The organism is Ectothiorhodospira sp. BSL-9, from assembly GCF_001632845.1.
Lineage (GTDB): Bacteria > Pseudomonadota > Gammaproteobacteria > Ectothiorhodospirales > Ectothiorhodospiraceae > Ectothiorhodospira.
The window spans coordinates 2,505,754-2,518,762 of the sequence record NZ_CP011994.1; the positions used below are offsets into that span (position 1 = coordinate 2,505,754).

Here is a 13,009-nt window from a genome sequence, read left to right on the forward strand (position 1 = left end):
GATGTCGTTTTCCCTGCCGGTGATGGCGCAGGACATGGTTCGGGATAGCCAGCTACCCGGCGCCCGAATGTCGCCGTTACCCTTGGGAGGCAGCCATCAGGTGACCTCCGGATCGGCCTTCAACCCGGACATTTCCGTCATTGTCGATACCGTTTATTTCAATGAATTCAGCGGTGATGTGGATGAGCCCGCAGGGTTCGAGGGCGGGCATAGTCACGGGCATGGCCATGATCACGGGCACGGCCTGGATGATGGTTTCAACCTGCGCGAGATTGAACTGGCCTTCAGTGCTTCGGTGGATAATTACTTCGACGCCTTCGTGATGCTGGCCCTGGATGAGCACAACATCGAGGTGGAGGAGGCCTATGCCACCACCCGCAACCTCCCTGCGGGCCTGCAGATCAAGGCGGGCAAGTTCCTCTCCGACATTGGCTACATCAACTCCCAGCACCCCCACGACTGGGCCTTCGTGGATCGGCCACTGGTGAATGAATTCCTCTTTGGCGATCACGGCCTGCAGGAGAAGGGGGTGCAGTTGACGTGGATGCCGAATACGCCGTTTTACAGTCGGTTTGGTATTGAGTTATTGCAGGGGGAAACCAGCGGCATTGCCGCCCATGAGGGCAGCGGCCGGGTGTCCCATGTGACCGTGTTGCCGGGAGAGTTGGGCCATCAACTGGACTCCGACCACAATCCAGATAGACCGGCGCGCCAGCGCTGGCGCGATGACACCCCCTTCGATGATGTCTCGGGTCCGCGCCTGATCACCGGCTTTGCCAAGTTCGGTCCGGATCTGGGCTATGACCATGCCGCCCAGTTCGGCCTCTCCTACGGCTATGCCCGTGCCTTCCAGCGGGATGATCTCCATTCCAGCCTGCGCTACGAGACCTGGGACGGTGATGCCTGGTTCGCTGGTGTGGACGCGGTGTACAAATATGATGCTGGTCGTTCCCATGGGCAGGGCGATCTGACGCTCCAGGGCGAATACTTTTATCGCGAGATTGATGCAGACTTCCGCGAGTTCCGATTCTCGGGGGTCAACAATGGGGCGCTGGAGGAGACCAAGTACCTGTCCCGCAAGTCCAAGCAGGATGGTCTGTACCTTCAAGGCGTCTATGGCGTGGCTCCACGCTGGCAACTGGGTCTGCGGGCCGAGGCCCTGGGCCTGACCAATGACAATGCCCAGGTCGAGGATGATGGATTCGCCTCCTTCGGCACCTCCTACCGCTACGCCGGCAACGTCACCTTCCGCCCCACCGAGTTTTCCATGCTGCGGGGCCAGGTGAACCGTTCCGACTTTGCCACCGAAAACGGCGAGGACGGCGACGGCTGGTCCTTCATGCTGCAGTTCCAGATGGCGCTCGGCGTACACGGTGCTCACGAATTCTAAGTCCACGACCCACAAGGCCGCCGGGTGCCACTGAAGTGCCTAGGCGGCCTCATGCCCGATTGCAAATTTCAAGGGAGATATGATGATGTATAAATGGTTGATTGGCCTGGTGTTGCTGGTGTTTACCGCCACAGCCCAGGCTGCTGTTAACGTCGTGGCCACCACGCCGGCCATGGGCATGCTGGCGGAGACCGTGGGCGGTGATGCCGTCTCGGTGCGCGTGCTGGCGCCGGCAGATCGTGATGCCCATTACCTGCAGGCCCGGCCCAGCATGATGGCGGCCCTGCGTGGCGCCGATCTCGTGGTCGCGGTAGGCGCCGAACTGGAGGTGGGCTGGTTGCCCGCCGCCATCCGCGGCGCCAACAACCCTTCGATTTTCCCCGGCCGCACCGGTTATTTCGAGGCCGCAGCCCAGGTGGATCTGATCGGTGTGGGTGGTCCCGCGGACCGTGCACTGGGTGATGTCCACCCGGCGGGGAACCCCCATGTGAACATGGACCCGGTGCGCATGGCCGAGGTGGCTCACGCCCTGGCCGAGCGTCTGATCCGCTTCGATTCCGCCAATGCCGAGCAGTTCCGCGCCAATGCCGAGGCCTTCGAGCGCAAGGTGGAAGAGCGACTGCCCGCCTGGCGGGAGCGGGTGGCCGACGTGCCGGGCGTGGTGTTCTTCCATGAAGACGCCGACTATCTGGCCAAGCGCCTGGACGTGCCCGTGCTGGGCTACGTGGAGCCGCTGCCGGGCATTCCGCCCACCGCCCGTCATCTGCGTGACCTGGTGCGTGACCTGGAAGGTCGGGAAGGCGTGGTGATTCGTGCCACCTTCCATCAGGAACGGGGCCCCCGTTTCGTCGCCGAGCAACTGGACTGGCCTGTCTATGCCCTGCCGCTGGATCCGGAAGTGGGAGCCAGCGCCGATGATTATCTTGATCTGATGGGGCAGTGGGTGGATGCCATGGCCGGTAAACTCTGAGGCATGACGAGCGAAGCCTTACTACGGTGCGACGGGGTCGTCGCCGGGTATGAACACCCGGTGGTCGGCCCCGCCACCTTTGAACTCTTTCGCGGCGAGGTGCTGGGCCTTCTGGGGAGCAACGGGGCAGGCAAGTCCACGCTCATCAAGGCCATCACCGGACATGCCAGGATCTTTCGGGGGCGGTTGCAGACCGCGCCGGGCATCGAGCTGGCGCATCACCGCCAGCAGCCGGTGCGACCGCCTGAATGCCCCCTGTCCGGTCATGACCTGGTGAGGCTCACCGGGGCCTCGCGCCAGGTGCCGCCACCGGAAATATCCCGCCTTCTCGACGGTCGTGTGGATCAACTCAGTGGTGGGCAATTCCAGATCCTGCAGATCTGGGCCTGCCTCGGTAGCGCGGCCGATGTGGTGCTGCTGGATGAGCCCACGAATAACCTGGATCCCGCCACGATGGATGCGCTGGTGAACCTCATCCGCAAGGATCAGGCAGGCCGCACACTCCTCGTGGTCAGCCATGAGGCATCGTTCATCGATGCCATCTGTTCCCGCGTTGTCTCGGTGAGTGTCTGATGCTGGATTTATTGTTTGACCCCCTGTTTCGATTGCCTTTTGTCACCGGCCTGTTGCTGGCGCCGGTGGCCGCCATTGCCGGCGTCTACCTGCGTCTGAGGGAGGAGTGGCTGGCGGCCCTGGCCTATGCCCAGGTGGCTGCCGCTGGCGCGGTGGTGGCGGTGGTCTTCCATGCCCCGGTGATGCTGGGTGCGCTGGCCGCGGCTGGTCTGGTGGCCACGGTCAAGGGGCTTTTGGCGAACCCGGGTAATCACCACTTCGTGGTGTTCATCCTGCTGGGCTGGGGGGTGGCCCTGGTGGCCGGTTCTTTCAGCGCTCATGGGGAAATGGTGGGTCAGTCCCTCATGGATGGGCAGCTGTACTTTACCGGCAAGGCCCATTTGCTGGGTGCCCTGGCGCTGCTGGTGTTGGGCATGCTGTGCATGTCCTGGCTGAGCCAGCGCCTGCTCATGGATCGTTTCTTTCCGGACTATTTCTCGGCCAACGGCATACCCGCCTGGCGGCACCGGGTGGCGTTCGACTGGCTGGTGGTGGCCATTGTGGCGGTGGCCACCACCACCTTCGGCGTGATGGCGGCGTTTGCGCTGCTGTTCATACCTGCCTGGGTGGCCTGGGGTCTGGCGCAGGGGTGGCGCAATGTACTCATCATCGCCGCCGCGCTGGCAGTGGCGGCCTATGTGGTGGCCTTCGTGGTAGCGGTTGCGGTGGATCAGCCCTTCGGACCCGTGCTGGTGCTGACCCTGTGTGCCACCGCCTTGCTCAGGTTTGCACGACGCGGGTTCAAGCTGGCGTCACCGTCTGTCGCCTCGTCCCCAACAGCCATCCCGGATCCCGCCAATCGCAGGTGAGCATGATCGGTGTCCACCTGTGCCGACCCCACCCTGGCTGGCCCGCTGGATCATCTCACCAGGTGACGGCGGTACACATAAAGATGCACCGCCAGGGCCACCACAAAAGCCCATCCGGTGGTGGCGTGCCAGTGTTTCCACCCCCGTGGCCTTAATTCCGCCACGGCCAGGGAGACACCCAGGGTCACCAGCATGACCACCTTGGCCACCCGGTTGACACGCATCCTCAGCGGCCGAGGCCCCTTGCGTCGGGGCAGGTTGCTGCGCCGTTCGGGAGTGGCCTGGCTGCCTTTCGCTCGTGCTGCGTCGCTGGGGGGCTCAGCCGCTTCCAAGTCATGCCAGGCACGCTCCAGGACGGCCTTCTCCATGTCCGCCGGAGCCGTGTGACGGGCATCGTACTGAACCACCAGACTGCCCGCCCGCGGGTTGCCGCGCATCTCCCGAACCGCAGGATGATCCCGCAGATGGTCTTCCATGGACTTTAGCGTGGCGGCTTGACGCAAGGCGTTATGGCGAATGCGCAGACGACCGGGTATTGAGGAGACGATAAGGTTCATTTGCCAAGGATGCCCTGTTGGTGGTTGGCCTTCAATATGGGGGACCGTTCCAAGGGACTATCTTCTCTGCCATGCCTCCATGGCGGTGGCTGCCAATTCCGCGGCGAGGTTGTTGCCCCAGAACACACCCTCGATGGTAAGCACCATGCGCTCGCCGTCCACCGGAGTGAGCAGGCCCTGGGCCACGCGCTCGGCGCATACGGCGGCCACCGGCGTCCGGCAGACGGCCGGCAGGTGGCCCATATCCACCTGTCCGAACTGGATGCCGCCGATAAACCGGTAAAAGGCCGGGTAAGGGTCTCGGGTGGCCAGCCCCTGGCGTTCCCCCGGGTGATTCACCGCCTGTTCGTAGGCTTCTGGTGCCAGGGGGTTCATCAGCATCATGCCGCCCAGCCGACCACCGGCACCCGCCCCCAGGGGCAGCGTGTCGCCACCCTGGTAGCGCAGATCCACATAGCGGTAGCGGTCCCGCCCGGGACGCGCCAGTTTGGTCAGTTCCAGCAACTGGAACCCCTGATGATGGCTGTGCTCCATGATCTGCCTGAAAAGCCCCCATTCCCGATGCAGGCTCTCCGCCGTCTGTGTCGTCCATTCGGGATGCTGGTGGGCCAGCCGACTCTTGTCGCTCACCATGAGTGCGTAAAAGGAAAAGCCGGCCAGGTCCAGCTCGGCAATCCTGTGAAGATCGGCCGCCAGATCCTCGGGTGTCTGCTCCGGGTAGTGGTAGATCAGGTCCATCCCCAGGTTGTCCAGCCCCAGGGCACGGTAACGGCGAATGCGCTCGGCGATCCACTGGCCGTTGCCGCTGCGGCCCAGCAGGCTGCGCCCGGCATCATGGAAAGTCTGCACACCCAGGCTGACCCGATTCACGCCCGAGTTCATGCAGGCCTGAAGTTTCTCCTCGGTGAGTTCCGTGACGCTGCTCTCCAGGGTGATTTCCACATCATCGGTGAGCTGGAAGTGCTGTTTCAAACCCGCCAGGATCCGCTCAAGAGCCGCCGCGCTGAGCGTGCTGGGGGTGCCGCCACCCAAATAGATGGCGCCGTAGTGCCCATCGGCCACATAGGGCAGGCGGGTCAGGGCTTCCATGTCGCGCAGGAGGAGTTCGGTATAGGTGTCATCCGGTGCGCCCTTCATGCGCCGCATGTTGCAGAAATGGCAGAGCTTGCGGCAGAAGGGGATGTGCACGTAAATGGCCCGCGGCGCCCCACTGGGCTCGCAACCTTCCAGATGCTCACCCAACGTGACGGCGCCCGCCGAGAGTCCGTGCAAAGGGGTCAGGGCGTCGTGGTGACTCCTCAGACGTTTTTCGTAATGGACCGGGGGATGTCCGGTGTTTCGGTGGTCGTGGGGTGTAGTTCGGGAAGATCTCGTTGGATGGGTGATCATGGCAAAGGCTCCAGCTCGCAATGGGGTTTGGAGGCGCCATACCGCAACCGCACCCAGGGGCACTGGGTGGCGGTGTCGGTTTCCACCACACAGTCGACGCCCCAGACCCGGCGGATGGTGGGGGGCACAAGGACATCCCGTGGGGCGCCACTGTCCACCACGGTGCCACCCTCAAGAATGGTGATGCGGTCGGCATAGGCGGCGGCCAGGTTGAGGTCATGAAGCACCACGAGAATGGCGCGCCCCCGATACGCGTCCGTGCGTAACAGTTCCATGAGTCGCAGTTGATGACGCACGTCCAGGGCCGATGTGGGCTCATCCAGCAGCATCACCCCGGGTCGCTGGGCGCCGGTCTCATAGACCTGCGCCATGACCCGTGCCATCTGTACCCGTTGACGTTCACCACCGGACAGGCTGCGATAGTCCCGCCCGGAGAGCGGCAGTACCCCCGCCCGATCCAGGCATTCGCGCACGATAGGGGTGTCCTGTTCCGGGGTTCGGTGGGGCAGGCGGCCCATTTCCGCCACTTCCCAGGCGGTCAGCGGAAAGGTGACCACCGCCTCCTGGGGCAGTACGCCACGGCAGCGGGCCAGGGCGTTGGGGCACCACGCTTCCAGGGGCAGGCCTGACCAGATCACCTGACCTCGGCTGGGCAGCGTCTCGCCCGCCAGTACCGACAGCAGTGTGCTCTTGCCGGCCCCATTGGGGCCCACCAGGGCATGGACGGTGCCCGGTTCCAGATCCAGGTTGGCCCTGTCCACCAGCGTGCGGCCCTGGCGTTCCACCCGCAGATCCCGGACCTGGATGCCGGTACAGGATGACCCCGAAGACGGCGTGGTCGAGGCCTGGCCCGCAGTCAGGCGCCATCGCCCATGAAGGATCGACGCGATCATCCCAGCCTCCCTTGCTGACGCATCAACAACCACAAAAAGAAGGGTCCGCCCAGCAGCGCGGTCAAAAGCCCGATGGGCAATTCCGCTGGAGAAACGATCACCCGGGCCAGGGCATCGGCCAGCAGCAGCAACAGGGCGCCGCCCAGGGCCGAGGCGGGTAGCAGATAGCGGTGATCCGGGCCAATGGTCAGGCGTAGCAGGTGGGGTACCACCAGCCCCACAAAACCGATGATGCCGGCGATGGCCACCGAGGCCCCCACCGCCAGCGCGGCGGTGATCACCACCAGGGTCTTGATGCGGTGCACGGGAAAGCCCAGGTGAGTCGCCACGGATTCGCCGAGCATCAGGCCATTGAGGGCGCGGGCGATGAAGGGGAGGGCGGCCAGGGCCAGCAGCACGAAGCCGGCACTGACCGCCCACAAGGTCCACCCGGCATGGGCGAGGGAGCCCATGTTCCAGAAGGTCAGGGTGCGCAGTTGCTGATCATCGGCCATGTAGACCAGCATCCCGGTGGCGGCGCCGGCAATGGCATTGATGGCAATGCCGCCCAGCAGCAGGGTGGCCACCGAGGTATGTCCGCCTCGACTCGCCAGGCGATAGACCAGCCAGGTCGTGGCCAGGCCGCCGGCAAAGGCCGCCAGGGGCAGTGCCAGCACCCCCAGGGGCAGGACCAGGGGGGCCAGCACCGTGGTGCCCAGCACGATCACCGCCACGGCGCCCAGGGCGGCACCCGCAGAAACACCAATCAGGCCGGGATCCGCCAGGGGGTTGCGGAACAACCCCTGCAGTGCCACACCGCTCATGGCGAGCGCGGCCCCCACGGTCATGGCCACCAGAACCCTTGGGAGGCGCAGATTGAAGATCACTTCATGGAGAAAGGGATCCTCCAGTTGCCCGGTGAGGATGCGCAGCACCTCCCAGGGACTCATCGCCACCGCGCCGGTGGTCAGCCCCAGCATGGCGGCGAGGAGGACCGCGGGGATCAGGGCCAGGATCACCAGGCGCGCCCGGGCGGACCGTGAGCCTTCAGGCTGCAGGGTCTGGCCCGAGCGCATGCAGTCCGGGGCCACCGCGCTCATGCGTACCCACGGCTCACGGACAGGGGATGAGCGGCGAGGCGTTTGTTCAGGAAGCGGCTCACATCCAGAACGGCCTCACCCAGGCGGGGCCCAAAGCCCAGCAGGAACAGGGTGTCGCCCACATACTGGGGCACCTGGGAGAGCGATCCGCCGAAATCTGCCGCCGCTTCTCCCGAGATGATCAGGGCATCGGGTCGACGGGCCATGACGCCTTCCCGGGAAACCGGTCGGTAACCGGAATAATCCTGAAAGACGTTCTCGCCGCCGCATAAACGTGCCAGGGCATCCGCCTTGGTGTCCCGCCCGGCCGCCACCGCGTTGCCCTGGCCATGGGCCATGAGCAACACCAGCCGGGGCGGGCGGCCCAGATCCGCCTGGATCTCCCGGGCACTGTCCAGATCTGCCTCCACGGAGCGGATGATTTCCATGGCGCGGGCTTCGGCACGCAGCCAGCACCCCAGGGTGACCACCCGGATCTTGAAGCCGTTGAGGCTGGGTTCCCCGGACACGGTGAGCAGCTTGACGCCTGCCCCGGCCACACGCTCCAGCGTGGTGCTCGGGCCGGCGCTACCGTCATGGATCAGGACGTCGGGCCGCAAGGAGAGGATGCTCTCCGGGGTGAGCGTGTGCTGGTAGCCCACCCTGGGGAGGGCGTTGGCGGGCTCCGGGTAGGTGCTGGTGGTGTCCGCCCCCAGTACTTGTTGGCCTGCACCCAGGGCGAAGATGGATTCGGTCAGGCCTCCGCCGATGGCCACCAGGCCTCCATCCACGTACATGTCGTGGGCGGCGCAGGCGGGTCTGGCCGCCAGCGGCCCACACATCACGCCCAGGGCGCCACCCCCGAGCCAGCGCAGCATGTCACGACGATGCATGGCAGCACTCCAGGCCGGGCAGGCGACGGGCGGTTGGGTGGTTCATGGGCTGGGCGGGATGGGTTGGCTTGATGAGTGGCATGCTCGTTGTCTCCTATCAAGGGACGTGTCGTGTTCAGAATCGGTAACTGGCCTGGATCTTCACGTTACGTCCGGGGTCGTTGATGGAAGCCAGATGCGGGCGATAGGTCTTGTCGGTGACGTTGTCGATGCCGAAGTCCAGTTGCAGCCGCTCTCCGGCGACCGCCGGTTGCAGGGTCATGAAGAGATCCGTGAGGGTGTAGCCGTCGGTGGTTTCGCCGCCATCGGTTACCCGGCCCTGGGACCAGGCGCGGGTCAGCCGTCCACCCAGGGTGAGTTGACCCGCCATCACATGAACGCCCCCTTCCAGGCTGAGGCTGTCTGCGGGGACGCCGGAGAGGGGCTCTCCGTCCGTACGGTTGTCTCCCCGTATCCGGCTGGCGTTCACGGCGACGAAGTAATCAGGGTGCAGATACTGGAATTCCAGTTCCTGGCCGCGCAGGCGGGCGTCTTCGACGTTCTCGAAGTAGGTGCGGCCGCCGGGAATGGGAGGACCAAAGGCGGGCATCTCCATTTCCACCCGCTGATCGATGAAGTCCTCCACATCGTTCTGATAGATGGACAGCCGGGCCCGCACCTGATCCTGTGCCTGCCAGACACCTTGTCCGTTGTAGCTCAGCCCCAGTTCCTTGTTGCGCGCCTTCTCCGGCTTGAGGTCGGGGTTGGGTTCGAAGAAGTTGTTGCCAAAATGCACCCCGCCCACATAGAGATTGGTCAGGGATGGCGCCCGGAAGGCCTCCGAGTAGCCCCCAAACAGATCCCACCCTGGCGCCAGCCCATAGGTGGCGGTAAGTTGCCGTGACCATTCCGATTCGGTGATGGAGGATTGATCGTCTGCGTCCTTGTTGAAACGGTCGTAGCGCAGTCCTGGGGAGATCTCCAGACGCTCGCCGATCAGAATACGGTCGGTAACGAACACGCCGGTGATTTCCTGGCGGGCATCGGGATACTGAGGTCGCCGGTCCCCGTCGCGCCGTCCCTGCTGGCGGTCCCGGTAGTGTTCCAGGCCCACGAGCAGCTGGTGATCCACGTCTCCGGTCCGCAACCAGCTGGTATTGGTCAGGTCCACTCCCACGGTCCGCAGGCGGGTCTCGTCATACCGGTCGGTGTCAACCCGCGTCTCTTCCAGTTCCACCTGGTTGCCGTAAACCGTGGCGTCCAGATCCACCCAGTCGTTATCCGGGGTGAACTGGTAGCGGAGGGTCTGGCTGCGGCTGTCGGTACGGCGATCCACCACAATGCCGGCCGAGCCCTCGCCGGTACCTGAGGCCGTGGCATTGGATGGGATCTCATGGTCATCGCGGAATCCCTGCAGACTCAGGGTGAGGCGATGGTCGGGCCCTGGGCGCAGCGTGCCCTTGAGCAGACCCGAAGTGATGTCATCGCCGGTGAAGCGGATGGTGTCGCCATCGCCATCCTTCAGGTCGGACTGATCCCGCTGCAGGACACTGCCCAGCCAGGAGCCCCGCTCACCCTGTCCGGCCACGATGGCTGACAGCAGTTGCTGGCTGCCCTGACCCTGATAGCCTGCGGTGATGCGACCACCGAAGTCCTCGTCCCCCAGAAAACTCTCGGCATCGCGGGTACGGAAGTTCACCACGCCGCCGAGGGCTCCCGATCCATACAGGCTGGAGGCCGGCCCCCGTAGCACCTCTACCTGCTCCAGCAGAAAGGGATCCAGGAATACCCGGCCCTTGTGACCAGAGGCGAAGTTCTGCCGAGCGCCGTCCACACGGATGACCACCCGCTCGCCACCCAGGCCCCGTATCACGGGTTGCAGGGCGGTGGTGCGGGGGCCACCGCTGGTGTCTACGCCCGGCATGCGGTCCAGCACGTCAGCCAGGTTTGCCGCCTGATCCCGGTCCAGTGTGGCCCTGTCACGCACGGCGATGGGCGCCCCCAGCTGATCAAGGGCGGTGGGTACACGGGTGGACTCCACCACGATGGTGGGAAGGGTGAGGGAGGCCACCTGCTCGTGATCGGACCGGGTGTCAGCCTGTGCGGGCAACGCCAGCGTCAACGAGGCGGCAATAAAAGGAATGGCATGGCGGTGTTGCGGCATGAAAGCCCTCCAGGCGATGGACTCGGGGTCACGGGATGCTTGTTGAACAAGCGGCCTGGCTGGCTACCTGACCCGGGAGGGTCTTTGGCGGGCTGGGCAAATCTTTATTGAATGATAATGATTATCGTTAATGTGTCAATGGTGTCAGGGACTCGGCGTGAGTTTCTTCGCTCGGCTCGGGATCAAGCCGTGAGTGATCCAGATCCACGGCCGCAAAAGCCTTGCCAAGTGAATTGTGTTCATCGATCACACGCTCGATCAGGCAAGCCACGTCGGCCCGGGTGATCATCCCGTGGATCGTCGGCCTGGTGGAGAGGATCGCCCGACCGGTGGCTGGCGCGGATAAAAGGCCGCCCGGACGAATGATGGTGAAGGGGAGGCCGGAAGTTCGCAGGAAGTCTTCGGCCCGGGTCTTGGCCTCGACCACATCCCCGAAGGCGGCAATGGCCTGCTCGGAGCGGTAGGGCATCATGTCCCCGCAGCCGATGGCAGTGACCAGTACGACGCGTTCGGGCGTATAGCGTCGAGCGATATCGATGACCGTTTGATTCCCGGCCTCGTCCACGTAACTGCCGTCGTCCAGTCTGCCCGCCAGTGTGGAAATAACGATCCCGTCGGTGCCCAGGGCCATGAAGGCACGTTCCACATCCCCGGAGCAGGTGGCATCACCTGGAATGATTTCGACACCCAGGGTCTTGAGAGGCGCGCACTCGCTGTTGGGCCTCACCAGCGCCAGCACGGTCTGGTTGCGCCCCCGCAGGCGGTAGGCCACTTCCAGTCCCACGCCCCGGGTGGCGCCAAAGATCAGGACGGGTTTCATGCGGAGGCCTCCTGCTCGACGTGATCCAGGGCGGCCAGGGTGTTTCTCAATCTGGAAAAGTGCTGGAGTTGATCCGGGCGCAGCTGGCGCTGTTCATCGCGACCGACGAAGATCTTGAAGATCCCTGCCCCCTCCGCGTTGTAGAACTGGATGGAGGCCGTCTCCATGCCCATGAAGGGGCGTTGCATGAACACGATGTACTGGCAGCGCTCGGGCCGTAGGTGGCCCGATAGCCCGGTTTTTCCCTGAAGGTTGTAGAAGCCGTGGCCAGTGCGGCCGGAGGGAAACGGACCCTTGAACTCCATGATGACGTCGGCGGTATGCAGCACGGTGGTCACTTCCCCCCAGGAGGGGAGGGCGGAAAGCACGTTGAGATAGTGTCGCCCGCTGACTTCCGTCCAATGGCTTTGAGGCAGGCAGCGCACCACATCCAGGAGGCAGCAATTCTCCTCCTGGGCAATCTGCTCCAGTACAGCGCCCGGCTCATCGGCGAGGCGTTGGCGCAGGGCGTCGGAGGGATTTTGTTGGGGGGCGTGGTGGGGCATGAGTGGCTCCTGGTGTCGATGGTTAATGATAATCATTAGTATTAACAGACTTCCAGAATGGCCACAAGACCTTTCGGCATCGAACCAGTGACCGAGCTACCGGGGGTATTCATAGAGCTTGTCTAATGGGGCAAACAGTGAAAGAATAATAACCATTCCCGTTCGCGTTATTAGCCAGCCCGCAGCCAGCCAAATGCAACGGTTACCCATGTGATCTCCTGGTGGGAGGCACATCGTCCGTAACCCTGGCTTTTGGAAGCACAATGATGCGTTGCTCCGGCTGTTCTGTTGTTCACCTCCCAACGCGGCGGGCCTCAGCAAGCTGCACCGATGGTGGGATCGCGTAAGCGATGCCACGTACATATTGCTGCCCGCAAGGGATCGTCCAGCTGCTGGCCTCTTGCGTCCGATTGATCGTGCTGCTGGCGCCGTGCCTGTGCAGTGTTAACGCACTCGCCGAGGAGAATCAGCCTGAACTGCGTCATTTGTCGCCCTCAGACTACGACCAGTGGGAAAGCATCGGTGGATTTCGCCTTTCACCCGATGGCCAGTGGTTCGCGCACTTGGTGCGGCGTATTGATGAGCAGGTTCGGGTCGTTCTGACCCGAACTGATAAGCAAGCCCCCCCATTGCAATTCGAGCAGGCGTCGGGATTCGTCTTCACGGACGACAGTCGCTGGTTTGTCGCCCGGGAGCCTGTTCATCAGAAAGCGGGCAATGGCAGGGCCTCGCAGATGGTGGTCGTTGATCTGCGGGACGGCAGCGTTCATCGTCATGAACACATCAGCAGCCATATCCTGGCTGCCAAGGTCGCCGTGGTCATGGGAAATGTACCGGCAGATCGGCGGGACGCGGAGCATCCTGCGCTGGAACTCCTTGATCTGGAAACGGGGCGCCGCCTTGCAATAGAACACGGTCGACAGGCGACGC

13 protein-coding genes are annotated in these 13,009 nt (G+C 64.0%); 4 read left to right on the top strand and 9 right to left on the bottom strand.

The window, feature by feature from the left end; translation table 11 throughout:
- The first annotated feature begins 67 nt into the window (after nt 1–67).
- From ECTOBSL9_RS11650 to ECTOBSL9_RS11665, 4 genes are all read left to right on the top strand, one after another.
- Nucleotides 68–1,390 (top strand): TonB-dependent receptor, encoded by a 1,323-nt coding sequence (locus ECTOBSL9_RS11650; protein WP_240481126.1) that lies wholly within the window; start codon nt 68–70, stop codon nt 1,388–1,390.
- Nucleotides 1,391–1,475: 85 nt separating this feature from the next.
- Nucleotides 1,476–2,360 (top strand): metal ABC transporter substrate-binding protein, encoded by an 885-nt coding sequence (locus ECTOBSL9_RS11655; protein ID WP_063466172.1) that lies wholly within the window; start codon nt 1,476–1,478, stop codon nt 2,358–2,360.
- 3 nt (nt 2,361–2,363) lie between these two features.
- Nucleotides 2,364–2,933, top strand: a complete 570-nt coding sequence (locus ECTOBSL9_RS11660; RefSeq protein WP_063465192.1) for an ATP-binding cassette domain-containing protein — start codon at nt 2,364–2,366, stop codon at nt 2,931–2,933.
- Entirely contained in the window at nt 2,933–3,781 is an 849-nt protein-coding gene (locus ECTOBSL9_RS11665; protein WP_063465193.1) for a metal ABC transporter permease, read from the top strand. The genes ECTOBSL9_RS11660 and ECTOBSL9_RS11665 overlap by 1 nt, the downstream gene beginning before the upstream one ends.
- Before the next feature lie 50 nt (nt 3,782–3,831).
- Here ECTOBSL9_RS11665 and ECTOBSL9_RS11670 read toward each other — a convergent pair whose 3' ends face one another.
- From ECTOBSL9_RS11670 to ECTOBSL9_RS17165, 9 genes are all read right to left on the bottom strand, one after another.
- Nucleotides 3,832–4,338 (bottom strand): HMA2 domain-containing protein, encoded by a 507-nt coding sequence (locus ECTOBSL9_RS11670; RefSeq protein WP_156500108.1) that lies wholly within the window; start codon nt 4,336–4,338, stop codon nt 3,832–3,834.
- 57 nt (nt 4,339–4,395) lie between these two features.
- Entirely contained in the window at nt 4,396–5,727 is a 1,332-nt protein-coding gene (locus ECTOBSL9_RS11675; protein ID WP_082829899.1) for a coproporphyrinogen-III oxidase family protein, read from the bottom strand.
- Nucleotides 5,724–6,620, bottom strand: coding sequence for a heme ABC transporter ATP-binding protein (locus tag ECTOBSL9_RS11680; protein ID WP_082829900.1), 897 nt, complete (start codon nt 6,618–6,620; stop codon nt 5,724–5,726). Before ECTOBSL9_RS11680 ends, ECTOBSL9_RS11675 begins: the two co-directional genes overlap by 4 nt.
- On the bottom strand, nt 6,617–7,699 hold the full coding sequence (locus tag ECTOBSL9_RS11685; RefSeq protein ID WP_063465196.1) for an iron ABC transporter permease: 1,083 nt from the start codon (nt 7,697–7,699) through the stop codon (nt 6,617–6,619). Before ECTOBSL9_RS11685 ends, ECTOBSL9_RS11680 begins: the two co-directional genes overlap by 4 nt.
- Nucleotides 7,696–8,571: a hemin ABC transporter substrate-binding protein gene (locus tag ECTOBSL9_RS11690; protein ID WP_063465197.1), complete on the bottom strand. Its 876-nt coding sequence runs from the start codon at nt 8,569–8,571 to the stop codon at nt 7,696–7,698. Before ECTOBSL9_RS11690 ends, ECTOBSL9_RS11685 begins: the two co-directional genes overlap by 4 nt.
- 115 nt (nt 8,572–8,686) lie before the next feature.
- Nucleotides 8,687–10,714 (bottom strand): TonB-dependent hemoglobin/transferrin/lactoferrin family receptor, encoded by a 2,028-nt coding sequence (locus ECTOBSL9_RS11695; protein WP_063465198.1) that lies wholly within the window; start codon nt 10,712–10,714, stop codon nt 8,687–8,689.
- 127 nt (nt 10,715–10,841) lie between these two features.
- Nucleotides 10,842–11,534 carry an SDR family oxidoreductase gene (locus ECTOBSL9_RS11700; protein ID WP_063465199.1) on the bottom strand — a complete coding sequence of 231 codons (693 nt, stop codon included), beginning with the start codon at nt 11,532–11,534 and terminating at the stop codon, nt 10,842–10,844.
- A complete protein-coding gene (gene hutX / locus ECTOBSL9_RS11705; protein ID WP_063465200.1) occupies nt 11,531–12,079 on the bottom strand; it encodes a heme utilization cystosolic carrier protein HutX in 549 nt (182 codons plus the stop codon). The genes ECTOBSL9_RS11700 and hutX overlap by 4 nt, the downstream gene beginning before the upstream one ends.
- Before the next feature lie 536 nt (nt 12,080–12,615).
- Nucleotides 12,616–12,993, bottom strand: a complete 378-nt coding sequence (locus tag ECTOBSL9_RS17165; RefSeq protein ID WP_168161556.1) for a hypothetical protein — start codon at nt 12,991–12,993, stop codon at nt 12,616–12,618.
- Nucleotides 12,994–13,009 lie beyond the last annotated feature (16 nt).

Excerpts from the sequence above, each read along its gene's own strand:
- ECTOBSL9_RS11655 (WP_063466172.1), top strand. The coding sequence starts at position 1,476 with ATGTATAAATGGTTGATTGGCCTGGTGTTGCTGGTGTTTACCGCCACA.
- ECTOBSL9_RS11650 (WP_240481126.1), top strand. The coding sequence starts at position 68 with ATGTCGCCGTTACCCTTGGGAGGCAGCCATCAGGTGACCTCCGGATCG.
- ECTOBSL9_RS11700 (WP_063465199.1), bottom strand. The coding sequence starts at position 11,534 with ATGAAACCCGTCCTGATCTTTGGCGCCACCCGGGGCGTGGGACTGGAA.
- ECTOBSL9_RS11685 (WP_063465196.1), bottom strand. The coding sequence starts at position 7,699 with ATGAGCGCGGTGGCCCCGGACTGCATGCGCTCGGGCCAGACCCTGCAG.
- ECTOBSL9_RS11695 (WP_063465198.1), bottom strand. The coding sequence starts at position 10,714 with ATGCCGCAACACCGCCATGCCATTCCTTTTATTGCCGCCTCGTTGACG.
- ECTOBSL9_RS11670 (WP_156500108.1), bottom strand. The coding sequence starts at position 4,338 with ATGAACCTTATCGTCTCCTCAATACCCGGTCGTCTGCGCATTCGCCAT.
- ECTOBSL9_RS11665 (WP_063465193.1), top strand. The coding sequence starts at position 2,933 with ATGCTGGATTTATTGTTTGACCCCCTGTTTCGATTGCCTTTTGTCACC.
- hutX (WP_063465200.1), bottom strand. The coding sequence starts at position 12,079 with ATGCCCCACCACGCCCCCCAACAAAATCCCTCCGACGCCCTGCGCCAA.
- ECTOBSL9_RS11680 (WP_082829900.1), bottom strand. The coding sequence starts at position 6,620 with ATGATCGCGTCGATCCTTCATGGGCGATGGCGCCTGACTGCGGGCCAG.
- ECTOBSL9_RS11690 (WP_063465197.1), bottom strand. The coding sequence starts at position 8,571 with ATGCATCGTCGTGACATGCTGCGCTGGCTCGGGGGTGGCGCCCTGGGC.
- ECTOBSL9_RS11675 (WP_082829899.1), bottom strand. The coding sequence starts at position 5,727 with ATGATCACCCATCCAACGAGATCTTCCCGAACTACACCCCACGACCAC.
- ECTOBSL9_RS11660 (WP_063465192.1), top strand. The coding sequence starts at position 2,364 with ATGACGAGCGAAGCCTTACTACGGTGCGACGGGGTCGTCGCCGGGTAT.